This window comes from Paenibacillus sp. 2TAB26, assembly GCF_052115145.1.
In the GTDB taxonomy this organism is placed as follows: domain Bacteria; phylum Bacillota; class Bacilli; order Paenibacillales; family Paenibacillaceae; genus Pristimantibacillus.
The window spans coordinates 128,573-155,439 of the sequence record NZ_JBFRGC010000022.1 but is presented as its reverse complement, the minus strand read 5'-3'; the positions used below and the strand labels follow the sequence as shown (position 1 = coordinate 155,439).

Sequence of the window (26,867 nt, the reverse complement as noted above, 5' to 3'; positions counted from 1 at the left end):
TTACATCCTCTCTTTAATCAAATGTGAAGCGGCTTCCTTACTATCGACCTAATGTCATTAACGATCCTCCCTTCCTTTGTCTATGGAACAGCAAAGTATCACTCCTGCCTCTCTCTACAACTATCATGTCAAATCTACTTCACGAAAAAAACTGTACAATAACATAATCCTTGCAAAAGATGACTATATTATTTACGGTTTACTGGATTAACTAGGAATGAGAGGAATAGATCATAGAAGCTCATTTCGAAAAAATCCCACCCCTTTCTATAGGGATGGGATCTATTTGTATTTTTACAGCGGCATTTGAATCGTTTCGCCTGCATTTAACTTGATTCGCGGCCACGAGATGGAAGCGCATTGTCCTAAAGGATTGAAACTAGCATCCTCTTCCTCAACGAATAGCTTTACCCGCGCGGGGTAGTTTGTATTATTGATTATGGTTAGCAATAAACGGCCATCCACACTTCTCTGAAGGCGGCAATCTACCTGATCGATTACGATAACCAGTTCTGTCTTCTTATTTACATAAATGCCCGGAAGCTCTGTATAGGATAACATTAACGCTACCTCGCACCAGCAGGAATAAGGAATAACCTCGCCGACGCAGGCTGCTCCCTCCCAATCGCTCATGTTTACTCGCTCACTCATATAACCAGGAGGCATGTTCAATTCATCCCAGCCTTTAACCGGCCGTTCCTCACGCGATAAGTATTGCGGCAAGTTCCCAGCAATCTCTCTTAGCAGCTCTATATACTGCTCATTTCCCGTAGCACGGTATAGCTTGAACAATGAATCGCCGGATAAAGTACATATTCCTGGGGCGCTATGCTTGTTCTGAACATTGGCAATAACCGAACCCGTCGTTCGTATGCCAAGCTTCTCAAAGGTTGATCCTGCCGGAAACTGATAGTCATAGGAAACGCACCAGGTCATACACTGCAAAGCCGCTTCCTCCGCACGCGAGAGCCATATGCGGTCGCCGATCTCTTCATAAAGAACGATATAGGACTCGAGCAGAGCAAAAGCAGATTCGCTGTCCGGACATTGCAATATTTCGCCTGGTCCACCTGTTGTAATACCCTGTAAGGTAAACTCGTTGTAGAAATGGTCCGCCGATTGTTTAGCTGCTTCAATATAAGCTTCCTCTCCAAAATAAGCACCGCATAGAGCGAGTCCCGCTGGGGCTATGCCTGCACCCGCTGAACCGCCAACTAGAATATCTCCTGTACCGGTATGGACCCATTGGCCGAATTGGCCATAATTATTCCACAGTCTAACAAACGCATCGGCAAGCCGCTTTGCACCTTCAATCCACGGCTCAGGTATAACGAATTCAGGTCGAATATGCTTCAAAGCAATGAAATGTTTCATCATAAAATACAAAGCATCCGCACTCTTGCGTAAAATATGCCACTGCTCGGGAGCGTTCCGATTCGGGTCGTCGTTGAACTCATCGCCGTACCATTGCCCCTTGTAGCATACGCCATGAAAGAATCCTGACTCGGTCTGACTGCTGAACATAAACGAAAGCGTGCTTAACGCACGCTGCACCGAAAGCCCATTGCCTTCAAGCAGCAGCGCATAGCTTGACATGCCGCCGCCAACCCAGCCGATTTGCCAATCCTGATGCTTCATATCGATCGTCCCTACCGCATAATAACTGAGCTGATCATTCCAATTCATCGCATTGTATTTCCGCTCTTGAATTTCCCAAGCAGCGGAGAAAGGCAAGCTAGCACCTAGAGTTGTCTTAGGCTGACCACTCTGCCTTACAATCGCAAAATAATGAAATAACTCGTTAATTCGTGTGCATGGGAAACGATATACCCGAAATCTCAGCGTCACTTTATCTCCCGGCTTGAAATCATACCCCTTATCTGTGCTCGGCACTTTCGTTGTCGCCATTTCATATTTCAGCTTAGCTCTAACGCCGGGCGCTTGAAATGAAATCTTAGCAGCCCTACGATCTTCACTCTCCTCGACATGCATCGAAGTATTCCCAAGTGCAGTCGCTTGTTCTGTTATAAACAACCAGCCTATGCCCGAGCTTTCATCTGCAATGCCAACAGCAGGCACAGCTGCATCGCCCGTCAGCAAATGAAAGGCTGAATGGTTGCCTGCGTCTATCGATAACCGCGGTACATCCGTAATCAGCGTTGGTACTTCAGGACCTTGGTCGCTAAGCTTACTCCAGCATGGGGCATAAGGAAGCTCACGCACGCCAAATCGATTGCCGGCATATACAGCACCAGGTACAAGTACATAGTTTTTCTCCGACCATTTGCTATAGTGAAACGCTAGTGACACAGCCGACTGCTCTGAATAACCGACCGATTGGAACTCAGCATTAAGCTCCAGCCCCGCTGAATGGTCAATAAACCCTTTCGTTTCGAGCTTTACTATCCATTCCGCTCCAGCTGCAGTTGCAGCTTTTCCTTTCCCCCCGTTCCATACAACATCACAATCTTCAAGCGGTTCTGCATTGCTGTACCTTGTGATATGGCCTGTAAGCTTTAGGTCATCCAATTCCAGTGGTAATCCCATATTTGACATCTGGCCTCCCTCCTTCTCTCGCTCTCTTACAATTAAGATCTGACTAGTTTAGTGACTAGCTGACCTCAATGATTGCATCTGCAGACTGCAACCCGGCGGAGATAGCCTTCAGCGTTATGCTGCCCGCATCCGCTCCTGCTTGCAATAGCGCGAGGGCGAGGCCGTTAAATGCTCTTCTGCTGCTTGCTTTATCTGATTCATGGCTGCTTGGATTGCCATTGCCTACACCGATCAGCGCACCTGATCCTTCCACATAGAAATCTACATGAGAGTCTGCGTAAGGCACTACATTTCCGTTCTCATCCACTATGCTTACCCGGACAGCAGCAACATCCAGACCATCAGCTTGTATAACTGTTCGATTAGGCTCAAGCCAAATCGCATGTGGTTTACCTGTTGTAACTCGCTTACCCTCTGCTGCTATAACCCCGCCTATTTTACCGACTGCCTTAAGCTCACCGGGTTCATAGGCGATATCAAAGTCCAGACTTCTGTGCGGCTTAACAACCCGTTCACCAAGCGAGCGGCCATTTAAAAATAGTTCAATCGAATCGCAGTTGGTATATGCCGTCACTCGAATCGTCTGTCCGATTAGCTCCGGCCAATTCCAATGCGGAAGCAAATGAACGAGCGGCTCTTCGGTCCATAATGCTTTCATGAGATAATAAACATCCTTCGGAAACCCGCAGGTATCCATCATGCCAAAATGTGAGTTAATGCAAGGCCACTCATACGGCGTAGGCTCTCCTCTGTAATCAAAGCCCGTCCAAACGAATATGCCAGTCAAATAAGGATGTTCCATCACATCGGACCACGATTTTTCAGGACTGCTGCCCCATGATGGAATGTTCGTACCATGAGATGAGCAGTACCCCTTGTTCGGATCATCTGCGTAGATGCCTCTCGTCGTCGTATAGCTTGATGATTCGCTCCCGATTATAAGGCGGTTCGGATATTTTCTACGTCCATCTACATCTGCACCTCTGTGGCCGTAATTATAGCCCACAATGTCAACAGCTTCCGCATATCCTCCGCTGCTCCAGCCATGATTCATCGCAGCCATCGTCGGTCTGGTCGGATCGAGCTTATGCGCAAGCTCTGTCATTGATTTCAAGATGCGCGCGCCCATAACGGTTCCTTCCAGAACCTCTTCATTCTCCAAGCTCCATAGAATAACCGATGGATGGTTGCGGTCACGCAAAATCATGCTTTTCAATTCGTCCATACCTCGTGAGCTGCTGTCGAGCTTCCGATTCTCGTCCATGACAAGCAAGCCAAGCTCATCACAAAGTTCCAGCAGTTCAGGCGATGGGGGATGATGGGCGCTTCGATATGCATTGCAGCCCATTTCCTTTAGTAGGCTCAGCTTATACGCAATAAGCGCTCTTGGCATGGCAACGCCGACGCCGGCGAAGTCCTGATGATTACAGGTGCCTTTGATCGGATAGACATTTCCATTTAGCAAAAATCCTCGTACAGCATCAAAATGTATCGTGCGAACCCCGAAGCTGGTATCGAATTGGTCAATCAAAACCCCATTTTCATACAGCTCCGTAACAGCTGCATACAGGTAAGGGTGCTCTGGAGACCAAAGTTCAGGCTCTGTTATCGTAAGCTTCTGCTCAACCGTTATTTCATCCAAGCCGTCTACACTTGATCGAATAGCTTGCTCGGCAACCTGGCGCCCGCCTGCTCGCTCTGTAATAACGGTAATCAGTTCAAAAGCTCGATTTGAAGCAGATTCGTTCAACACTTTCGTTTCTATTTTGACTGCTGCATGACTTTCGGAAACTTCTGTTGCCGTAATGAACGTCCCCCACTGAGCAACATGGAGCGAATCCGTGGATTGCAGCCATACATGGCGGTAAATGCCGCTGCCTTCATACCACCAGCCCTCATAATCAGTTGCATCTACCTTCACGAGTACGATGTTGTCTCCTTCTGAGCCATACCGAAGTACATCGGTAATATCGTAAACAAAGCTCGTATATCCGCCAAAGCGTTCACCGATCAAATGCCCGTTTACCCATACGGTGCTCCTGCCTGTAACGCCATCGAAGCATAAGGATATTTTTCTGCCCAGCTGATCAGCTGGAATAGTAAACCATTTGCGATAAAAACCAACGCCCGTATACAAGTAGCCATGACTGCCTGCTCGCGAGCCCATTGAAGGGTCATTTATAAAAGATCCATCTGGGCACCAATCATGCGGTAAGCGAACTGCTTCCCAGCCCTCTTGAGCCTGCTGCGCCTCCTTATCTACATAGGCAATATCCAGCCATTCCCCTTCCTCCCGCTTGGCGCAATCCGTTAGGCCGCCTGTCATTCCGCCTTTAACTGCATAAGGAATGTGAATATCACCTTTGTGAAAAAACCAGTTTTCATCAAAGCTTTCTCTGCTTCTTTCTATTAATGTCATCGCCTTCTCCTCCATTCAAAAGCTTCACTGCAATGGCCATGATCCTCTTTTGCGATCGATCGAAGGTTAAGTTAACACGGGATTTGACAGCAGTCTACTGTGAAAAAAACGATTAAGTGTACTTTATTTGAAAGCCCTTGCAACAAATAGGACTTCGGTTTTATAACTATATTGTACAGTTCCTACAAGGGGGTCTTAAAAAAATGATTACCAATTATTATGTAGCACCAAATGGTAACGATAACGCAATCGGAAGCTTGGATGATCCATTCCTGACGATACAGAGAGCGCAGGAAGAAGTACGTAAACAAATCAAAAACGGAATGAGTCATGACATTTCGATTTTTCTGCGAGGTGGCCTTTATGAACTAGATGCCCCGCTTCGTTTTGATAATAGAGATTCCAGCAGAGACCGCTGCCATGTTCAGTACACCAGCTATCCGGGTGAGAGAGCCACAATTGCTGGCGGCAAACAAATTACAGGTTGGACGCCATATAAAGGAAAGGTTTGGATCGCTAAGCTGGAGTGCGGCATGCACTTCCTTACCCTTTATGCTGACGGACATCGAATTCATCAAGCTCGGCTTCCAGCCACTGGTTATTTTGAGACCGAGAAGCCCTCTGTTCATGATGATGAACAGAATAATAAACAAGGCATTCACTATCGCAGCGAAGACTTGCCCTCTCATTATGATTTGACAGGGACTCAGCTTTTCGTCTGGCCAGGTGAGGGAGAATGGAATTGGTTCACGGAAACAAAGCCAGTCGCCTCCAATCATGCAGAGCGCCAGCAATTGCTATTCGAAAGTGACGCCACATGGCCCATTGGAGCAGGTTCGAGGTACTATATACAAGGTTCGCTCGACTTCCTCCAAGCGCCTGGTCAATTTCATCTTGATAAGGCCTCTAGCACGCTTTACTACTATGTTTCCGATGACGTGTCAGATCCAAATGAACAGACTATTATTGCGCCAACAATTAAACGTCTGCTTGAAATTAACGGGGAAAGCCCGCATGAACCCGTGCAAAATATTAGCTTTACAGGACTGACTTTTGCGTGCACCGATTTTTTTCGCGAATATCGCATGATGGATGATAATGTCGAGCAAGCCGAACACCGCGAGGGCTTAATCTATATCAACCATGCGAGGCATATCCAAGTTACCTCCTGTAAGCTGGAACAGTCCGGAAGCTGCGGCATTTATTTGGACCACTACACATATGACATAACGATAGATAGCAATGACATCCAACATTTCGGCTACATCGGCATTAGTTTGAATGGTTTTGCACCGGGAACTGGTCCATTCACAAGCCCTTTAGCCTCTTATACAAATAGTTATCACAAGATTAAGAACAATCGGATCGAGCATGGCGGCGAGCTCGTTGGACATGGCTGCGGCATCCTGCTCTACCAGAGCGGAAACAATGAGATTACGAACAATTTGATTGCCAACATGCCAAGATACGGCATTTCCTTGAAGGGTCTTCGCCATAAAACGATGCCCTCTAAACTTTACGGAATTCCCGTCACTTGGGAAAATCATTGGGATTTCCTTCACAGCAGAAGCAACTTTATTGCTTATAATGATATCTCTAAAGTGATGACAGACAGTCAAGATGGAGGTTTGATTGAAGCATGGGGTGTTGGGAGAGGCAATGTCATTCATAGCAACTATCTCCATGACAGCGGCATTCATTTTTCTTTTGGGTTTGGCATTTATTTGGATGATGCAGCCGATGATTTTACAGTTACGAACAACATAATCACCTCTCTTTACAGCACTGGCGAAGGCAAGCTGTGGATGCTTATTTTCTCGAAAGGAATCGGCAATCGCATAAAAAACAATCTGCTTGTTGCTAATCCTGATGCGATCTCGGCAATCGGCTCTCAGGAAATGGCTGATGAAGAAAACAAGCATATCGAAATATGCAGCAATATCATATACAATTCAGGATATTTATATTATTTTGTTAATTATAGCGATGAACGGTTCAGCTCCTCCGACCGTAATCTTTATTGGATGAACAATAAACCATGCATAATAGCAGGTAGTCTCCCACTCCTCGCAAGCGGAGATGATGCCCTTGGAAGACAGGAGTACAGCTGGGAGCAGTGGCGATTGCTCGCTCAAGGCAAATACGATAAACATACCATTCACGGGGAGCCACTGTTCCAGTGTGCTAAGGATGGCGATTACCGCCTGCATTCAAGCTCGCCTGCTTATCAGCTAGGGTGGAGCGATATCGAGTTCGAGAAAATCGGACCCAAATAATCAGGATCATAATAGGGAGGCTTGGATCGGATGAAAGTATTCGGATTTTACAAATCCAAAAAATATTTGCAGCGAGTCATGTTCTCCATTATGGCTACGATGGTCATTGTGCTTGTTGCATCTTCGATAACCAACACGTACATTCTTGAAAAATCGGTTAAGAACATTCAAGAACAGTCCAATTTAAAGGTACTCTCGCAAATTCAGTACAATCTTTCCTACATGAACGATATTATTACGAGGCTATCGAACTTTGTATATCGCGATCACTTTCTAATTCCGCTTATGTTCAACGATGACTTGCCAAAAATGGACCTGATTCGCGGCCATAGACAAATGTCCAATATCATGGAGAGCTCCTCCTTTCTGCACTCCATGGTCATTTATAACAAATCACAATCCAAGCTATACGGCACAAGCAGCAGCCTGCTGCTTGATGGCGGCATTACAGATCAGCGTATCAGGAGTATGCTGCTGGACCCGAAACAGCCACAGCCAACCAATCGTTTAATTCCGATGAGCCTTGAGCAAAATGATGGTCTAATCGATACTTTTGCGTTTATAGTCACCGATTCCTTGAAACCGTTTACAAAAAATAATTCAGCTATCATATTGTTTATTAAATCAGATTGGGTATTCGACAGCCTGCAAAAAATGAATGTCGCTAGTGATCGAGATCAGGGATTGATATATATTCAAACGCAAAACGGAAAGCTTTTATCCTCCGATCCGAGTGCACCATTCACTGCTTCACAAGATCAAGCGAAGGTGAATGAGCTTGTCCTTGCTCACAAAACAAATGAAAGCCATTCCGCAGGGTTCTTTATCGGCAAGCTTTCAGGGAAAAAGGAAATGGTCACCTACATGGAAGACGGTCTCGGCGCTTGGACCATCCTCTATATCCAGTCCTATGACAAGCTGATGGGCGAGGTGAACCAGACACGGAATCAATCGCTGCTTTTGTCAGCATTGTTCCTGCTGCTCGCGATCGGATTGTCGGTAGGGCTCTCTTACAAGCTGTATAATCCGATTGAAAATATGCTGAAGCGAATTCGTCCTCATCTTCAAGGTGAGAAACAAAGTGCTTCCGGCGTAAGCGATGAGCTGCTCCTGATGAGCGATAATTATATGAGGCTGTCAGAGAAGCTGAGTGAAATTAGCTCCGAGCAAATCGTGAGCAAATATTATATCCGCCGATTTTTATCGGACAGTCAGCTTTTCTCCGATCATGATATGCAGCATCTCATTGAAAAACACGATTTAAACATTTCCGTCGAAGATGAGCTGCTTGTCTGCGTGTTGAAGATCGACCACTTTGCTGCCTATGACAACAGCATCACTGGCGCTTCGAAAAAGCTGTATAATTTCGCCATTATTAATATTGCTCAAGAAATTATTCGTGAGCATTATCTTTGCGAAGCTGTCGAGATTCGAGGCGATCATGTCGTACTCATTTTATCCTGCAGCGCTAAGGGTACGACATTGTTATTTCCACAAGTGGTACGACAGCTGCGCGAGATTCAACAAATGATTGAACATTATTACCATATTTCACTATCCTGCGGAATCAGCGACATCATTTCACAGTATAGTTACCTATCAACGGCTTATACGCAGGCTCTGCGGTTTAGCCAGTATATGATTGTAAAAGGGTTCAAAGCGATTATTACGTCGGAAGACATTAAAGAAAACCTGGGAAGCAAGCAAATGTCGCTGCCCGATTCGATCGAGAAGAAGCTAACTGAAGCGCTCAAGAAAGGTCAGCTAACGAATGCCGGCAATGAGCTTGAGAAGGCATTCTCCCTCATTTCCACCTTTCAGTATGATGATATGATTCGGGCGGTATCCAATCTAGGATGGGTCATTAAAAATGCATCAAGCGAAATAAACGATAATCGGATCGTTCCTTTCTCTGTTGATCTGGATTACATTCAACAGATTTCGCAAGAGAAAGAAACGCTCGAGGAAATGTACCTCTCTTTGCTCTCGCTTTGTGCCAAAATCTGCGAAAATCAGCGCCCAGCAAATATGGAACGAAATGAAATGATGCTCGAGACGGTCAAAGAGCTGATTGAGCAGAAATTTCCTGACATTAATCTTAGCCAGCAATCCATTGCCATGAGTGTAAAGCTATCTTCCGCATACATCGGCAAGCTCTTCAAAGAGAATTATAATATGTCGATTACGGAGTATATTAATGAGGTTCGTCTAGGTCATGCCCAATCTCTCTTGGAGCAAAACAACTATACGATTGCAGAAATTATGGATAAATGCGGATACGCTAATCAAAGCTATTTCTTCCGCTTGTTTAAAGGAAAGGTCGGAAGCACGCCAAAGGAATATCGGATGAAGAAATCAATCTCATAAGTCCATGTATTCCGCTAAAAAGGTCCCTCGTTCACTGCTTTCAGTGAGCGAGGGATCTTTCTATTTCCTGTGATATCGATGAATATTCACAAAATCGAATATTTTACACTCACGAAATACAGTAATTCGCAAAACCTATTCTACCCGCCGTCGTTTCTACGTGGCATGATGGGCATCAGAACAGGAACGCTTCAGATGGAGGAGATCGCAAGTGGCCAAAACAGAGCTCGGAGCTCCTGAGCTATCGACAAGGGGCTCGAAGAACAAGGTCGGATGGCTGAGCAAGGAATGGAAGCATTTGAAAAAAAACCGGGAGCTGCTGCTGCTCGCTATGCCCGGCATATTATTTAAATTTGTAATCGCCTACATTCCTATGATTGGACTCATCCTTGCCTTTAAGTATTTCAGGTATGATCAAGGAATTTTCGGCAGCAAATGGATCGGATTCGATAACTTCGAGTTTCTATTCAAAGCCCAAGATGCTATTCGCATTATCCGCAACACGCTGCTCTACAACATTTCTTACATCGTTCTAGGAACCGTTGCCGCTCTTCTGCTCGCCCTTCTTCTTAATGAGCTTAGCGGGAAGCTTATCAAGCTCTACCAAACTACCATGTTTCTCCCTTACTTTATTTCTTTTGTGCTAGTAGGCTACATTACGAACGCTTTTCTGGATCATAAGGGAGGTTTCCTCAACACCATAATCGGTTGGTTCGGATTAGAGCCTCACAAGTGGTATTTAGAAACAACGCCATGGATCTTCATCCTGCCGCTCGTTGCTTTATGGAAAGGAATTGGTTTCTCCACTTTGGTCTATTACGCAGGAATTACCGGTATCAGCACCGATTATTACGAAGCAGCTAGGTTAGACGGCGCTTCTCGCATTCAGATGATGTGGCGAATTACTTTGCCGCTGCTTAAACCGCTTGTCATTATCCTATTCATATTGGGCCTTGGCAACATATTCCGCGGTGATTTCGGCTTGCATTATTTTGTCCCTAATAACGTCGGACCGAATTTTCCTACAACGGATATTATCGATACCTATGTATACCGCGCTTTAACTAAGCTGGGAGACATTAATTCAGCAGCTGCTGTCGGCTTCCTGCAATCCGTCGTTGGATTAATTACCGTAGTATCTGCAAATTATTTGGTGCGCAAAGCGGATAAGGATAATGCATTGTTTTAAAAATGGAGGAATCTTTTATGCCAAATACTAAAGGCTTTAACCTGATGAATGGGTTCATTAACATCTTTCTAACCATCCTGTGTCTTATGATTGCCCTTCCATTCGTTCTCGTTATCATCATTTCATTGACCTCTGAGAACAGCCTTGTACAGAATGGCTATCAATTTTTTCCCAAGGAATGGAGTATGGAAGCTTATCGTATCGTCTTTCAAAAACCCGACCCACTGCTTAAAGGATATCTGGTCACCATCCTCATTACAATTGTCGGTACGGTCTTATCCCTCCTGCTGACTGCGATGACGGCGTACCCTATTTCCCGAATGGACTTCCGTTACAACCGTCCAATTACCTTCTACATTTTCTTTACGATGCTGTTCAACGGCGGGCTTATTCCGTTCTACATCATGATGACGCAATATTTGCATCTAAAAAACTCTTTGTTGGCTTTGATTCTTCCAACGCTGCTCAGCCCTTTCAACATTATGATTATGAAAGGTTTTCTAGATAAGATCGGCAAAGAAATCATTGAATCAGCAAAGGTAGACGGCGCCAAAGAATTCCGAATCTTCTTCCGAATTATTTTACCCTTGTCGACACCTGCTCTAGCAACGCTAGGTTTGTTCATCTCTTTTGGCTACTGGAATGAATGGTTTTATGCCCTGCTGTTCATAGACAATGATAAATATATCCCGCTTCAATTGCTGCTTGTTCGCATTCTGTCTCAAATTGAGTTTTTGGCTAATTCTCCGCTCGCTCAGGTAGCCGACAAGCTGGCTTATGCCAATTTCCCGACTTTATCCGTTCGCATGGCAATGGCAATTCTTGCAGGCGGGCCGATGCTAATTATTTTTCCTTTTTTTCAGAAGTATTTCGTAAAGGGTATTACGGTAGGTTCCTTGAAAGGATAAGGAATGACTACTGTGCCATATATAAAATCATATACATGGAGGGTTTAATGTGAAAACAACAAAAGCAGCGTTACTACTCAAGTGCTTCGCTCTAATGCTTTGCTTGGCGATGATCGCAGCATGCTCGAACAATGGCAATACCCCTGCAAACCCAAGCACCAATGAGCCAAGCAAAACGGCAGAGACCACGCCGGATGCGACTGCTTCAGCAGAACCATCCCTTCCTGAGGCTAAGCTGACCTTCATTTATCCGGTATCCGCAAATCCCGGCCCGGATCAAAAGCTAGTTAATGATGAGATTAATAAATATTTAAAAGAGAAAATCAATGCGACCGTTGTGCTCAAGCCGCTGACGTTCGATGAATACGAGCCTAAGCTTAATGCCATGCTCGCAGCTGGTGAAGAATTTGACCTTGCGTGGAGCTCGAAGGGCTGGCTTGGCAATTATCAGCCTTATATTGATAGAGGTGCCTATCTAGAAATTACAGATGATATGATCAGCAAATATGCACCAGAAGCGCGCGCTAACATCCCTGATAAATTTTGGCCGGATATGCTTGCTGTTGATGGCAAGGTGTATGGTTTTCCAATCTATCAGGTAGCGGCAAAAACAAAAAGCTTAATTATCCAAAAACGCTTCATCGATAAATACAATCTTGATGTAAGCACGATTCAATCTTACAAGGATATCGAGCCTTTCCTAAAAACATTAAAAGAAAATGAACCCGGCATTATTCCTCTCGGACTTGCACAAAATTCTTGGGGCTTGTACAGCGATCGCACAAAAGTAGGTGACGGTCTTGTTCTAAGCTATGCGAAAGACGATGCATCGCTTGGTTATATTGGGACATTGCAAACGCTTGATGAGAAAAAAGGATACTACGATGATATGCGAAGATGGTACCAAGCAGGCTACATTAACGAAGATGCGCCAATTATACAGAACATCAATGACTTGAAGGGCAAAGGCAATGTTGCGGTCTCGCTGGAGTTTACGTCCAAACCAGGCGGAGAAGTTGGCGAGATGGCTATAAACGGCGGCAACGAAGTCGTGTATGCTCCAATCGCCGACAGCTACTTTACAGGAATTGCGGGAGCGATGCATGTCATTAATAAAAGCTCCAAAAACCCTGAACGCACATTGATGCTTATTAATTTGCTTAATACGGACTCCTACCTCTACAACTTAATTTGCAATGGTATTGAAGGCAAACACTATAATAGAGTAGATGATAAAAATATCGAACCGATTAAAGATTCAGGTTATGCGCCAAACGGCGACTGGGTATTCGGCAATCAGTTCAACGCCTTCCTTAAACCAGGTCAGGCCGCTGATACATGGGAGCGGACGATCGCGCTTAATGACAGCGCCCTTGTGCCTGCGACTAACGGCTTCGGCGTGAACGAAGAGAACATCAAAGCCGAAATAGCTAACGTAACGGCAGTTAACAACGAATATCAGGCCGCTCTCGAATCCGGTTCGGTGGACCCCGCTAAGGAGCTGCCAAAATACAAAGATAAGCTCATTGCCTCCGGTCAAGAAAAGATTCAAACGGAAATCGCAGCGCAATGGGATAAATTCAAACAAGAAAAAGGGCTAGTAAAATAATAGCGATACAAAAAAGAAGCTTTGCAGGAACTATACGCCTGCAAAGCTTCTTCATTCGCAATTAAAACCAGCTATCCTCGCCAGCGGTTTGGGCAGCCGTTTGAAGCTGCGGTGACAATAAAACTTCCTCCGTACCGTCAACAGCGGCAGTAAGCAATTGATTATAATTAGGAATTAGAGCCTCAATCTTCTCAACGATACGAAGATTCGGATTCGTACTTGGCGATTTCGGCAAAAATAACGTACAGCAATCCTCATATGGCAAAATCGACGTTTCGAACGTCCCGATTCTCTCCGCCATCCGAATAATTTCATGCTTGTCCATCATAATTAACGGCTTAAGCTGCGGCAGATCTGTTGCTCGACCAATGACATTCATGCTCGGCAGCGTCTGGCTCGCAACCTGCCCTAAGCTCTCGCCAGTAACGATACCGTTTGCCCCATTGCGTTCTGCCAGCTGCTCTGTGATCCGAAGCATCGCCCTTCTCATTAATGTAATGATCAGATTATCGCTCTTCGCTTGTACTAGCGTAGTTTGAATTTCGGTAAACGGAACAAGATGAAGCTTAATCGGCTCCCCGCTGAAATAGGATAATCGCTTAGCAAGCTCGATTACCTTATCTTTCGCCTGCTCGCTCGTGAATGGATAGCTATGGAAATGCACAGCCTCCACTTCAAGACCTTTACGCAGTGCCAGCCAGCCTGCAACAGGACTATCTATGCCCCCGGATAGCAATAACATAGCTTTGCCATTTGATGCAAACGGAAATCCGCCAGCGCCAGGGATGACATCGTAGAAGATGTAAGTAGCTTCCGCTTGAATATCCACCCGCAGCTCAATTTCCGGCTTGCTGACGTTAACTTTAAGTCCCGGCATCGCACGTAGAACATGTCCGCCCACCAAATGATTCATTTCCTGCGAATTATGAGGAAACTCTTTCCAAGCACGTTTCGCACTCACCTTGAACGTTTTTGGTTGCTCAGGCAATGCTTGCATAAGAGCTAGCGCAGCTGCTCTTATTTTCTCAAGATCAGCCTCTGTGCTGACAACTGGACTTAAAGAAACGATGCCGAACAAGTCCTTCAAGCGATCCGCTATAGGCTCATAGGGATGTCCATTCAGCTTGACATAAAGACGTCCAAACGATTTGAAATAAGTAATATTATCATAAGAAATTAATGCCTGCTTTACTTGATCAAGCATTCGCTTCTCGAATTTGTTCCGATTTCTTCCTTTTACCATTAAATCTCCATAACGGAGCACGATCTGATCATAAAGCAAAATTAAGTCAATCTCCTCTCAAGCGGCTTAAGTTGTGCGACAACATGACGCAGTGCAGCTCCTAAGGCTGCAATATCCTGCTCTCCATGCTCGTCTCCGAGACTAATCCGAATGCCGCTGCTCGCTTGCTCATGACTTGCACCGATGGCTAGAAGCACGCGGCTCGGCTTGTCATCCTTAGAAGAACATGCCGATTTCGTTGAAGCCATTATACCACGTTGCTCTAACATATGGATGACAACCTCTGGCTTCATGCCCGGATAGGAGAAATGTATAATATGGGAAGCAGACGGTTCTGCCCCGTTCAGCTTAAGCTCTGGAATTTGCTCAATATGCGTTAATAGCTGCTGTTTGAGCACTTTCAATCGCCTTTCTCTCTGCTCCATCGAAGCAAGCGACATGCGCAGCGCCTTCGCTGACGCAACGATAGCGGGTACGTTTTGTGTTCCAGCGCGATGTCCAAACTCCTGGGAGCCGCCACTAAACAAAGGGGACAGCGTAATGCCATCACGCACGTACAAATAACCTACGCCTTTGGGACCACGAAGCTTATGCGCCGAACCGCTAAGCAAATCGATGCCCCACTTTTCCAAATGAATCGGCAGCTTCCCAATACTCTGAACGGCATCGACATGCAACATGACCTTCGGATATCGTTTAAGCAACTTTGCAATATTCTCGATTGGCTGAATCGAACCGATCTCGTTGTTAATATGCATCACGCTAACGAGAATCGTTTCCTCAGTAATTGCCGCTTCCAATTGCTCAAGCTCTACATGACCCGACCTGCCTACTTGCAAATAGGTGACTCTGAAGCCTTCTAGCTCCAGCTGCGCAAAAGATTCGTATACGGAGGCATGCTCAATTTGTGTCGTTATCAAATGTTTGCCTCGTCCAGCGTACTGACGAGCAGCACCCTTTATCGCTATATTATTTGACTCTGTACCGCCGGAAGTAAATACCCATTTCCCCTTAGAGGTTTGCAGCTGCTCGGCTAGAACAGCACGCGAGCGTTCAATTAACTTGTCGGCGTCAGTACCTGCACGATGCAGCGAGGAAGGGTTCGCATACTGCGACTTCATCACTTCCATCATGGTCTGCACCACTTCTTCATACGGTGGTGATGAAGCACAATGATCAAAATATAACATTTTCGATTTATCTCCTTTTCAAAAAGAAAAAGATCATCGATTGCTCCCGCCTGCATGACGGATCGCTAAATCGTGATCTTATTGCTGTCGTTCTACTTGGCCTGAAGCACCTTGGCAACATAGCGCTGCGTCTCTTCTGGCAACGCTTCAAGATTTTCTATTAGCTGCTCGTTCGTTTTTATTCCTGCACGGTCCACTCGGCCCGGTCCTGCATTGTATGCAGCCAGCGCAACCTGCTCATGTCCATTATACTTGTTTAGCAGCATCGATAAATATTTAGTTCCGCCATCAATGTTTTGCGCGGGATCAAAGGAGTTGCTAACGCCTAGACCTCTTGCTGTTCCGTCCATTAGCTGCATAAGGCCCTTAGCGCCAGAACCTGACTGAGCATCTGCTTGAAAGCCGGATTCGGTTTTGATTACCGCTTGAATTAATGAAGAATCTACGCCATATTTGGCTGATGCTTGTTGAATAAGCTCGTCATAAGCAGAAGGAGAGCTGTTAGACGCGCCTTGACTGCTGAACGACACGTTAGGCATGCCGCTAAGTGAACTCAGTTGCGCGAGCGCATCTGCTGGCATGACTTGCGCCAATGCATTATTTTCAGAAGAAGTATCGGTCATATAATGGGATAAAAGAGTATCAAATAAGGATGCCGAGCCATCGCCTGTTGTCGCTTGCAACGGATTAGTAGCCGCTTGTAAATTTACATTTGGTGAAAGCTGAAGCTGCAATAATGTTTTGATTATCCGAGGGTCAATACTCATCATATCCTCCTAGCTGAATCATTATATAAGTTTGTTAAGTGTACTTTAAGTATATCGGTTTTAATTGTACATGTTTTTAGAGCAAACAGCCAGTTTCCCCTCATGAATCCTTTCAATGAGCGGCATTACCTGTTTTATCGTTTGACACTCCAAATATTTCACATGCCCATCCTCTGCAAGAGGCAGCTGCTTTCTGGGATTCAGCCAAATAGGTGTCCATACGGCATAAAAAAAGATCGCCCTTAAATAGGAACGATCTTTGGCTCAAAGCAAATATATAAAATAGTGCTTATTTAAATACTTTCACACGCTCATCGATCGGTTGATACGTTTTTTCGCCTGGAGCTGCTGTTGGTTTGCCAAATGGCATTTGAGCAACCAGCTGCCAAGAATCCGGCAATGACCATGTCGTTTTTACTTCTTCATCAATAAGTGGATTGTAGTGCTGAAGCGAAGCGCCGAAACCTTCATTCTCAAGTGCCGTCCATATTACAAATTGATGCATGCCTGAAGTATGCTGCGACCAGATCGGGAAGTTGTGAGCATATGCTGGGAAGTTGGCCATCAAGCCGTCAACGACTTGTTTATCTTCAAAAAACAATACGGTACCGTATCCGCTTTTGAAAGCGCCCATTTTTTGCTCAGTTGCCTCGAATTGATCTGCTGCAATCATATTGCGAAGCGTATTCGTCGTAATATCCCACAATTTATCATGATTTTCACCAAGCAATACAACTACACGAGTGCTTTGTGAATTAAATGATGATGGAGTATGCTTGACCGCTTCATGTACCAATTCTACAATTTTGTCATCGGAGATAACGGCCTCCTTGCTAATGCCGTAGATCGAGCGTCTTTTACTTACTGCGTCCAAAAAAGCTTGTGATGTCATTTTTTCTCCTACCTCTCACATGTTGTGTGTCTTCCATCTGTGAACTAAGTATCCGCCTTAAAAAGCAGTTACAAATCCAAATAAATTTAATTACTTTACGTAAGTAACTTTATTGTATTGGAGTACACTTGTCAAGACCAACAGGTTCATTATTCCCCCTGCGTTCTTAATTATGATTCAGTGACAGCCTCTTCACCTTTGCCATTAATTTCTCCATTCTTAACACGCCATTTGCTATTTATCCACGTAATAAAAAACGAAATGGCTCCTAGTATTAACAGTACACCCACCTTGTAAAGTGCCTCTTGCCCGCTTAAATCCATAAACATCGCTTTAATTGCAACGATAACAAGTACCGCTGAACCGAATGCACGAAACAGCAGCTCGCGATAATAAGCCCCCCACAAAAAATTAGCAGCAATGCATAGCAGCCCCAAGAAACAGACAAAGCCAAACCTAAATAACTTGAAGCGGAATCATACATATATTCTGTGAAAATATTTTCAATTTGCCTTGTCAGCAATCCGCCGACGATCAGATGGGATAACAGCGCATACACACGAGCAAGCATCCGATTCGCTTGATCAGTGAGCTGAGGAATGACAAGCCTTCTAGAAAAGAAGAAACCCAGTGCAGCTAGCACCATCCATGCAACTGCCCCCCAATTCAGAAACGGGATGTACATCCCAAACCATTCGCCGCGAGGAGTGTCGCAATTGACTACATACCAATAACATCCGACTACAAACCAGATAGCGAGCGAGCCGATGCTCAGCAGGATCCAGCGCTTAACATAGCCGATTGTTGCTGCTATCGCAGCTATGCAGCCCCATAGCAGCACCGTAATTAAAGGCTTTGACTCATATCCGCCGCCAATGCTGCTTACCGACACGAGAATCAACAGCAAACCGCCAAGGAAATACACGCCTGAGGATGGCGTAATCTTGTTTGTTAACATATAAATAACGAAACCACCGATTAAATAAACGATTCCGATAAAAGAGAGTATGTACCCATAAGCCACTTCACCGTTCAAAATGAATAGTGCCCAAAATCCAAATAGAATGCCATTTATCGCGTTCATATACAAATCGATTCCCTCAAAGGATAACTTATTGCTCCATGAAGAGACCATTAGTCCGATTGTATAAAAGAGAAAAGCTGCGAGCGCATATCGAAACGGCATACTCCAAAAACCTTCAGTCGATGGATTATAATGAATGAAATATACGATATACATCAGCCATGATCCGATAAAGCTGATGAACCGCAGCTCATGCCAATTGCGCGAGATGCTAAGAAATAGGAATGCAACATTTAATACAAGAAGATAAAGGAATAAAGCAAATACTTGATCTGTTTCCGGCCGCATAAGCAGCGGAGATAATAAACCACCCAGCATCGCTATATTCATTAGCAGCCGAGACATAAACTTATACGCATAAACGGATATTCCAATGGTTACTGCACTCATTCCAAGCAAGACGGTCATTGGTTCCCACAGCCGGTAATAAATTCCCGCAAAAGAAAACGTGGCATACAAAATGCATGCCGCCATGCCAATCAAGATTTCACCAATCGGATTGCGCGGCAGCCGGCTTGCGAGCTTCAAACCGGCTGCGCCTACACCCGCTCCGCTTATCATACCAAAGCCAATTTTCATCGACTCCGTAATCCAGCCTTGATCTATCGAATATTTGAACAACGTAATAAAAGCAGCCATAACGAACAATACCCCAAGCAGTGAAGTCCAGTGTCTATTCACCATTTCCTGCATCTCTTTCACTTTCCCACCTTCTCTCTGTTAATAATAAAATCTTATATGATGTTACTGAGCAGAACTGCTTGGTTTAACGAATATTAAGCGATCGAGCAGCCTTACAGCGGCATATAGCAGCAAAAATATAACAAATGCAATAAGCTCCAGCTGCAGTAAATACCATGGCCATGGCCCCAGCATATCAAGCAACGAGGCTGTTCCCGGTTTTTTAGCTAAAAACATAAAGTTTGTTTTACCCGATGCCACGTTCGTAATCGCAGCCGGAATAGCGAATACATGCAGCCAAAGTTGAGCCTTCACTACGGAAAAGAAAGTCGGTCGATAGCGTTCTACTACGACGATAAATAGCGCTGCGCTAACGATACCTATATGTGCGATGAAAAATTGAAAATAACGAAAATGCGGAAACGCTTCATCTAAATTAGGAGTTAACAGCGCCTGCAGCGCCCCCATGCTTCCAAGAAAAAATAATGCATCATACAGACTTTTTGGATTCCAAAGCAATACGACCGCGCTAACCAAAAGCATTAAGCTGCAAAGCTGAAATGGCAGAGAGCCTACTCCCCAATTATCATTGAGAATATAAGATAGCTGAAGCGAGACCTCGCAGCATATTAGCAAAATAGCCAGCCCTACTCGTACCATCTTGTTTATTCTCGGCACTCTCATTCGCTTCCGGAAAACGATAATACAGATAATGGCTGCAACGAGAATCGCCAATGCCCCAAAATGAGCAGCCGAGAACATTTCAAAATCCATCGGTATGCCTCCAATCTGTTGATGTAAGCGTTCTTCTACTATCTATTTTGTAAAAAATGACATAAAAAAAATAGTACCAACTTTACATGGTACTATCCTCGTCCTTTTTCTTATGAAATAAGCCCATCTCTTTGGCTTTATTTGCTGCTTCGCGCGACCCGCTCAAATTCAGCTTTTTTAATATATGATTAACATGGTTTTTGACGGTACGAATCGATACAACCAACTTGTCGGCAATCTGCGGCTGGGTATATCCTTGATCAATTAAATCAAGCAGCTGAAGCTCAGACGGTGTAATCAGATCACCGAGCTTCTTCGCCTCGAACTCGCGCTCCATCTGCTTCAGTCGGCGGAATTCCTCGCGCATCCGTTCTGCTACAGCCGCATTAATGGGGGATTGACTCCGGTATGCCGAGCGTACAGCTTCAGGCAAGCTTTCAAAATCAGATTTGATTTGGTAATCGATAGCTCCCGCTTGGAAGGATCGAAAGATAAGCTCCTTCTCCTCCATTGACGTAAGCATGATGACCCTTGCTCCGGTAGCTATTGCAGCCTCCTCAGCGAGCAGAACGCCTTCCGGCCTTCCGTCAAGCATGATATCCATCAGCACTACATCAGCAGGCACAGACTGCTGCTTCCCTTCCATAAGCGCCTGTCTAACATCGTCAGCCCTGCTGGCAGACCAAACCACTTCAATATCCTGCTCCTTGTTTAAATAAGCGCCAAGGCCGCGAAGCCAATCACGATCATCCTCGACGATCCATACCTTGATTTTATCCATTTGCTTCCCTCCTCTGCGAAACATGTACATCTATTTTTGTGGCTTGAACATTCCGTTTCGGAAAAGTCATGTAAACCGATGTTCCAGCTCCCGGCACGCTTCGCAAGCCAAGCATACCTTTATGCTTGCGCATCACATGGTACGCATAGGGCAGTCCGAGCCCAAAATTAGTGTCACTGCCGCTTTTGGTCGTATAGAAAGGCTCCATCACCTTCGTTATCTCACTCTTGTCCATGCCAAGGCCCGTGTCTCTAACCTCAATAATAAGCTCTCTTTTGGTTTCGCTTAACAGAATAGACAGCACGCCTTTGTCTTGCATAGCCTCCAAAGCGTTGGCTATTATATTGCCTAAAGCCTCGCTTACCTGCGCGGGGTCGATGCGACAACTCCAGCTTTCGTTTAACACACTTTGCAGCTTGATGTTGCCAAGGCTTTGGGCGTATCCTTTCATCGTCTTCTCGATAAGCGCTGCTATGTCGGTCACTTCCACACGAAGCACCAAATCCTCTGTTCGACGATGAACCCGTTGCAGCATCTCCTGCATATGGCGAGAAGCGTTCAGCACCGTTTCAACATCCGCCAGCAGCTCTTGTTGATCGGTTTCGATCGCATAAGCTTTCATCTTCTCCGAGAAAAGCCGCATTTTTCCTGCATCGTTTTTGATCGCATGATTAAGTATGGCAGTTCCTGAGGTGACTGCTCTTAACGTGGAATCGTATCTGCGGCGATCGATCTTCACTCGCACACCCATGAAGCCATAGGTGAATAATGCAATAACAAATACAGTTACGGCTAAACCAATGATCCATGTATTATAGACCCACATCCGCAGCATCCCGAAGCTCGGAAATACGTAATTCATGACCATACAGAACATAACCGGCGGCAGCACGGTTGAACATATTATCCAGTGTGTGCGAGAAAAAGAGGCATGCAGCTGCCGCTTGAGCAGTACCTGTATCGCCCCGTACATAATATAAGGAACCGCCCACCATACGACAATCTTGAACGAGATGGGATACATCGTATTATAAAATGGAGTAAACAAAACACATAAAACAATCGGAATTAACAGTAAAAAGGGCATAAGCTGCTGCAGCCGTTTTGGAAGCCGTACAGGTTTGTACGCTATAGCAAACAATGCAAAGGAATACGGCAATCCGTAGTAGGAGGTCAACGAGGATAACGCTTGCAAGCGATAAAGAAGCTGCTGCGCTACTTGATTCATTCCAGCTTCCGCTGCTGCTGGCAGCCATTGCAGGTCAAGCACGGCAGCAAGCGCACCAGCTCCTCCGCTAAACGCCACAGCGCCTAACCAATGATTAACGGATGCTCGCCGATCGGAGAGCCATATAATGGCTGCAATAGCCCACAAAGCAATAAGAACGAATAGCATAACGCAGCTCCTTCATAACAACTTTACTCTTTGATTTCTATTGTAATGGGAGACCATTCTCCGATCACAGTCTGTCCGTGCACCGACACGCTGCCCTCCGGTGACAAATCCTTTTCCGTCATAATGCCTAACGCAACGATAAATTGGTTAAATTTAACCGGAACATCACGCTCTCTCCGCACTTCTTGGCCATTCACAAAAAATACGACTTCATCATTGGTGCGATTGTACGTAATTTTGTACGTATTAAATTCGCGCGCCGCAAAGTTTGTGTCTTCCTTAAACACACAGAAATATCTCGTTTTATCCGTCTCCGGCACCTTTACTCCCGGAAAAGGAAGAACGGCATATACACTTGCATATTTGTCATTTCCCGCAAAAAAGTCGAGCGCACCGCCCGTCGTGAAATCGAGCAGATTCAAAGAAACAAAACCATCATAAAGATCATCAGGCGCTGTATTTTGCGAACGTGCGCGAATTTGTAGCTCAAAGCTAATCTCACCGGATTCAGGTACAAGAACAGGTTCAGCAGAATAATACATATGCTTAGCATTATCCAGTATTTGAATTTGATCGTTCGAGCGGCTAAGCGGTGCTCTTACATACAGCAGTCCATTGCGAACAATGACAACCGCATTAGGCTCTCGGTACTGCCAGAAGGTTCCGTCTTGCAGCGGAAAACCACCGATTTTCCATACTTCCCCTTCATTTAGAATCGTATGAAAATCTCCTAAAGTCCATTGCTTCTCCATATCCATGACCTCTTTCTAAGTTGTATGTTTTAAATAAGACCTTGAATGATTAAGGCAACGATTAAGATCACACCGCATCGCATCGTTGCTTTCAGCGAGGCACCCATAAGCGGTACGTATGCAGTCGATACATTATTTGATGATAACCTGCCGTATACCAAATATAAAGGTATCGCTGTTGGCAGCGCCAGCAGCCCGTAAATAGGCAATGCTTTCACGACCACGCATAGGATAAGCGAAATATAGGCGAGAAAAAGCAAAACGCGCGAGAAAACGAGTGCTCTCTTTTCTCCCCAAACGACGACTAATGTTCTTTTCCCTGCTTGACGATCAGCCTGCCAGTGCAGGAAATGGTGATTAAACAAAATTAGGGTAGTCAAAAGTCCTATTGGCAGCGATAGCCAAAATGCCCGAGAATCTAGCTCCGAGGTTTGTACAAAATAAGCGCCTACGACAGGCAGTATGCCGAAGGAGATCAAGATCGCGACTTCACTGTAGCCTTTGCCGCGGTATCCGAACTGGATCGGCGGAGCTACATAGAAATAAGCAATTAACGCCCCAAGCCCGCCAAATACGAGCACCGGCCATCCGCTTGTTATACTAAGTATAATGCCGCAAATCGCTGCAATGCCAAATAATGCCCATGTTACGGTCGCAAAGGTGCGAATGCTCCACGTCCCTTTTGTCAAATAGCCAGAGTTGGTTGCAATTACCCCTTCCGTCGATTGAGCGGCCGTATCCGTACCGTTATAATAATCCCATAAATCATTGATCATATTAGAAAATAAATGGGCTGTTCCTGCCCCAACTATGGTGATGATAAATAATAAAGGATTGAAAATGCCGTTCCACACAAAAGCCCCCAGCGCACCTAACGCCACGGGAATAAGCATAACAGGAAGAACGCTCAGCCTGGATGCTTTCATAAATTGTTTAAACATAAGCTGCCACTGCCCTCTCTGTTGTCGATCGTTCAATTGAACCACTTCCATTTGCTATACGTCAACACATGGATTAAAAATGGCTTAGTTTTTGAACTTGTTTAAGCTTCTGTTTGAGCAGCTCGGTGCAATAATGATTTTGGTTTCTCTGATCAAAAGCAGCAGCTAATTGTTCGGTATCCTTTACAATCATCTCATACGTAATATCGCTGCTAACATTCAGCTTTCTCCGACGGTTTTTCGCATGCCACAATTGTAGAAATGCTCTAGCTGAAATCATATACAACAACCGATCCCAGCCTACTTTCGTATCCAGCGCATATTGTACGGTTTGTTCAAACCATTTGGCGGCTTTATGAATGTCGGTTGCTGTGTAATAAGCAAGGAAGCTCCCATATTCACTTAAGTAACCAGGGCCCTTTAACAAACGCGCGCCTTTTTTTGCCATCTTTACAGCTTCATCTGCTTGCTCTGTCTCAAGGAGCGGGAGAAGCAGATGGCTGTACGTATTTTGCGGAATGGATTTGCAGGTCATTCGACCATCCATAATAGGCTTCATAGCTTGCAGTCCTCGCCGATATCTGCCAACTGTAAAATGATAGTAGCCAAAGCCATTTTGCTCACAGGCGCTACAATCAGACATTCCATCTCTAGCCGTCTTGCGCCAAAGCTCATAGTTTGCTTGAGCCGACTCATGATCGCCTTGAGATAGCGCGTATCGATGAAGACATTGATAATATGGGCGCAGGCTGTGACCGTATTGTAAGCATTTTGCCTTAAAATCATTAAAGATCGAAGTGATTTGATCCGTACCAAATTGCGGAAACCGCCAAATTTGATTAACAAACCATTTATAGTGCCAAATAAGGGTGAAGCTCGAATAAGCAGCCGGATCTTTTTCAAACTGAGTTAAGCACCAGGTAAATGAAACAAGAAATCGCTCTTCATAGCCCGAATCAAGCGCTGCCTCGGAATAAGACATGCGGGCGTAATAGGAGTCTTCCTTCGTCATATGCAAATCGGCTATCCGAATAGCCTCCTCAAGCACCGCAAGCTTCTGTTTTCCCTGCGGCAAGCTCCATGCCTCGCTTCGCAATTGATCATATCGCTGCTTCATAGCTCTCGCTCACCAGCCTGACTAAGACCGATTTCCAGCACCTGCATAAACGATTTGTTCATTAACTTCAGCTCCTCAGGGCCAAGAGGATATTGACCAAGCAGCAAGGCCTGCGTATAAACGGTCTCAATGCTTAGCTTCTGCATATCCGCATTCTGACAGGTCATAGCCTGCTGCATAAGCGGATTGTTAAAGTTGTAGCAAATCGTCGCATATGGCACCTCATATAGCTCATGGATGACGACATCCACAATGTTTGCGAACAAATCATTAGCTTCATCTTTCGTTTGCTCTGCCATTCTCAGAAAATTCACTTCATCATTTGTATTGTATAAAGCGGCCAAATCCACTGGTTCAAATCGCTTTACTACGCTTCTGCATTGAAATGGAGCTAGCAGCTGATCCGAGAGCTCCAGAAAGGAAAGAATGCTTTTATGCTCCGCGGGAGTTATGGATTGGAAGACGTTCGAGAAATTAATCGGATCTAGAACTAACGCCTCTATATCCTCATCCAGCTCCGACAGCTTGCGCACAAGCTCAAAATCATGGACATAACCGCCATTAATAACCATCACATTTTGCGCTTTGGCAACGCGAGCCACTTGGCGGAATTCATCAAGCGTTGAAGATACAACGATACGTTTGTTCTGTTCCAATATTTCGCTCATCTTCATCATGCCAAATGAAGTCTCAAACGACAAGAAACGGATAAACAATCGATAAAGCTCATCATCTTCGGCAGCCATCGCTTTAATGGAAGCAGAATGAATAACAATAATTTTACCGAATAGTTCAGGGTTTGATTCTGAAAGCTGAATCATATGCTGTTTAATGTTTTCGCCAATTTCATCCTTTACGGTGTGAAAAAGCTCATTTTCCATAAATGACTCCCGAGAAGCCGTTGGTCGAAGTCCATTCGTATTCATGATACACGTAACAAAAAAAGCCCAATCCGGAAGCATATTGTTAACTTGATCGGAAAGCAGCATACGTTTCATATATACCTTATGTTTTTTCTCGGCTTGCAAGCTTACAGCATAAGGAAGAATATAAGCGACACCCTCAAGCTCACCAATTACTGATTTTAAAGGTATGGCATCCAAGAAGGTTTGATACAAGTGATCTTCGCCATAGGTGAGCGCATCACTGCTATTCATGGACCACGGAGGAGTTTCCTCGTTAATCCTAATATCTGTTTTCCCTTCGGACAAATGAATCGGAACAGGCAGGAACTGACCATAATGGCTCATTAACTCCATCACACGATCCCATTCATAATAATCCTCGTAACCCTCCTTGCATGTCAAAAACACGGTGGTGCCGATTGGAGCATCCTTCTCAAGCTTGCGAATCGTGTACGTGCCGTCAGGCCGCCCACGCCATTCTAAAGTATCGCCTTCTAGAGCGGAGCGGGTAATAACAACGATCTCGCCGCTCACTACGAAGCAGGACAGCAAACCCACGCCAAATTGTCCAATATAGTCGTCTGCTGAATCCATTTCGTCACGCTTGGAGGTACTTCCGATTTGAGCCAAAAAAAGCTGGATTTCGGATTCGGACAAGCCTATCCCATTATCGTGAACGGCAATCGTTCGAGAACCGTAAATTTCAACTGTTACGCGTGCATCAAAGCGATGTCCAAGCCGTTTGCGTGCTGTAATCGCATCAACGCCATTTTGCAGTAATTCCCTAATGAACACGCCTGGGCTCGAATATAAATGCTTTGAGAGAAGCTCGATCATCCCTTGTAAATTAACTTGAAAGTTCATTTCGCTCATCCTGTCTCCCATAGTGGATCTGTTTTTTATTGGTCTATTCCATTCATTGATTCGGCATTATACTCGCTTATCCTTCTTTATTTGCACAAAGAGGCAGGCAGCACCCCAAACCTATGGATGCTGCCTGCCTCACTCGATTATCATTTT

The 26,867-nt window shown here is 45.1% G+C and carries 20 protein-coding genes; 5 read left to right on the top strand and 15 right to left on the bottom strand.

Features of this window, described 5'->3' with window-relative positions; translation table 11 throughout:
* Window positions 1-294: 294 nt before the first annotated feature.
* Both AB4Z50_RS24115 and galA read right to left on the bottom strand, forming a co-directional pair.
* On the bottom strand, window positions 295-2,556 hold the full coding sequence (locus AB4Z50_RS24115; RefSeq protein WP_441882949.1) for a hypothetical protein: 2,262 nt from the start codon (window positions 2,554-2,556) through the stop codon (window positions 295-297).
* Window positions 2,557-2,611: 55 nt separating this feature from the next.
* Window positions 2,612-4,975 (bottom strand): beta-galactosidase GalA, encoded by a 2,364-nt coding sequence (gene galA / locus AB4Z50_RS24110; RefSeq protein ID WP_441882947.1) that lies wholly within the window; start codon window positions 4,973-4,975, stop codon window positions 2,612-2,614.
* Window positions 4,976-5,178: 203 nt separating this feature from the next.
* Here galA and AB4Z50_RS24105 point away from each other — a divergent pair, with 203 nt between their 5' ends.
* From AB4Z50_RS24105 to AB4Z50_RS24085, 5 genes are all read left to right on the top strand, one after another.
* The gene (locus AB4Z50_RS24105) at window positions 5,179-7,251 is read left to right on the top strand and encodes a right-handed parallel beta-helix repeat-containing protein (protein ID WP_441882945.1); all 2,073 of its coding nucleotides are present in this window, start codon (window positions 5,179-5,181) and stop codon (window positions 7,249-7,251) included.
* A 30-nt stretch (window positions 7,252-7,281) separates the two neighbouring features.
* Entirely contained in the window at window positions 7,282-9,618 is a 2,337-nt protein-coding gene (locus AB4Z50_RS24100) for a helix-turn-helix domain-containing protein (RefSeq protein WP_441882943.1), read from the top strand.
* A 211-nt stretch (window positions 9,619-9,829) separates the two neighbouring features.
* Window positions 9,830-10,807 carry an ABC transporter permease gene (locus AB4Z50_RS24095; RefSeq protein ID WP_441882941.1) on the top strand — a complete coding sequence of 326 codons (978 nt, stop codon included), beginning with the start codon at window positions 9,830-9,832 and terminating at the stop codon, window positions 10,805-10,807.
* Between the two features lie 17 nt (window positions 10,808-10,824).
* Window positions 10,825-11,715 (top strand): carbohydrate ABC transporter permease, encoded by an 891-nt coding sequence (locus AB4Z50_RS24090; RefSeq protein WP_441882939.1) that lies wholly within the window; start codon window positions 10,825-10,827, stop codon window positions 11,713-11,715.
* Window positions 11,716-11,764: 49 nt separating this feature from the next.
* On the top strand, window positions 11,765-13,324 hold the full coding sequence (locus AB4Z50_RS24085; protein WP_441882937.1) for an ABC transporter substrate-binding protein: 1,560 nt from the start codon (window positions 11,765-11,767) through the stop codon (window positions 13,322-13,324).
* A 61-nt stretch (window positions 13,325-13,385) separates the two neighbouring features.
* On the opposite strand, the gene thiI is transcribed toward AB4Z50_RS24085, so the two are convergent.
* The 13 genes from thiI to AB4Z50_RS24020 form a co-directional block, all read right to left on the bottom strand.
* Window positions 13,386-14,606, bottom strand: coding sequence for a tRNA uracil 4-sulfurtransferase ThiI (gene thiI, locus AB4Z50_RS24080; protein ID WP_441882935.1), 1,221 nt, complete (start codon window positions 14,604-14,606; stop codon window positions 13,386-13,388).
* Window positions 14,607-14,608: 2 nt separating this feature from the next.
* A complete protein-coding gene (locus tag AB4Z50_RS24075; protein ID WP_441882933.1) occupies window positions 14,609-15,757 on the bottom strand; it encodes a cysteine desulfurase family protein in 1,149 nt (382 codons plus the stop codon).
* A 92-nt stretch (window positions 15,758-15,849) separates the two neighbouring features.
* Window positions 15,850-16,524 carry a lytic transglycosylase domain-containing protein gene (locus AB4Z50_RS24070; RefSeq protein WP_441882931.1) on the bottom strand — a complete coding sequence of 225 codons (675 nt, stop codon included), beginning with the start codon at window positions 16,522-16,524 and terminating at the stop codon, window positions 15,850-15,852.
* A 289-nt stretch (window positions 16,525-16,813) separates the two neighbouring features.
* Complete coding sequence (locus AB4Z50_RS24065; RefSeq protein ID WP_441882929.1) at window positions 16,814-17,416, bottom strand: nitroreductase family protein; 603 nt, start codon at window positions 17,414-17,416, stop codon at window positions 16,814-16,816.
* A gap of 170 nt (window positions 17,417-17,586) precedes the next feature.
* Window positions 17,587-17,739, bottom strand: coding sequence for a hypothetical protein (locus AB4Z50_RS24060; RefSeq protein WP_441882927.1), 153 nt, complete (start codon window positions 17,737-17,739; stop codon window positions 17,587-17,589).
* Window positions 17,730-19,193, bottom strand: coding sequence for a DUF2339 domain-containing protein (locus tag AB4Z50_RS24055; RefSeq protein WP_441883072.1), 1,464 nt, complete (start codon window positions 19,191-19,193; stop codon window positions 17,730-17,732). Before AB4Z50_RS24055 ends, AB4Z50_RS24060 begins: the two co-directional genes overlap by 10 nt.
* A 51-nt stretch (window positions 19,194-19,244) precedes the next feature.
* The gene (locus tag AB4Z50_RS24050) at window positions 19,245-19,955 is read right to left on the bottom strand and encodes a YwaF family protein (RefSeq protein ID WP_441882925.1); all 711 of its coding nucleotides are present in this window, start codon (window positions 19,953-19,955) and stop codon (window positions 19,245-19,247) included.
* A gap of 82 nt (window positions 19,956-20,037) precedes the next feature.
* Window positions 20,038-20,736 (bottom strand): response regulator transcription factor, encoded by a 699-nt coding sequence (locus tag AB4Z50_RS24045; RefSeq protein WP_441882923.1) that lies wholly within the window; start codon window positions 20,734-20,736, stop codon window positions 20,038-20,040.
* Window positions 20,729-22,132 carry a sensor histidine kinase gene (locus tag AB4Z50_RS24040; protein ID WP_441882921.1) on the bottom strand — a complete coding sequence of 468 codons (1,404 nt, stop codon included), beginning with the start codon at window positions 22,130-22,132 and terminating at the stop codon, window positions 20,729-20,731. Before AB4Z50_RS24040 ends, AB4Z50_RS24045 begins: the two co-directional genes overlap by 8 nt.
* 23 nt (window positions 22,133-22,155) lie before the next feature.
* Window positions 22,156-22,884 carry a DUF6081 family protein gene (locus AB4Z50_RS24035; RefSeq protein WP_076268116.1) on the bottom strand — a complete coding sequence of 243 codons (729 nt, stop codon included), beginning with the start codon at window positions 22,882-22,884 and terminating at the stop codon, window positions 22,156-22,158.
* Window positions 22,885-22,913: 29 nt separating this feature from the next.
* Complete coding sequence (locus tag AB4Z50_RS24030) at window positions 22,914-23,825, bottom strand: prenyltransferase (protein WP_441883070.1); 912 nt, start codon at window positions 23,823-23,825, stop codon at window positions 22,914-22,916.
* A 73-nt stretch (window positions 23,826-23,898) separates the two neighbouring features.
* Window positions 23,899-24,942, bottom strand: coding sequence for a hypothetical protein (locus AB4Z50_RS24025; protein WP_441882919.1), 1,044 nt, complete (start codon window positions 24,940-24,942; stop codon window positions 23,899-23,901).
* Window positions 24,939-26,711 carry an HSP90 family protein gene (locus tag AB4Z50_RS24020; RefSeq protein ID WP_441882917.1) on the bottom strand — a complete coding sequence of 591 codons (1,773 nt, stop codon included), beginning with the start codon at window positions 26,709-26,711 and terminating at the stop codon, window positions 24,939-24,941. The genes AB4Z50_RS24025 and AB4Z50_RS24020 overlap by 4 nt, the downstream gene beginning before the upstream one ends.
* Window positions 26,712-26,867 lie beyond the last annotated feature (156 nt).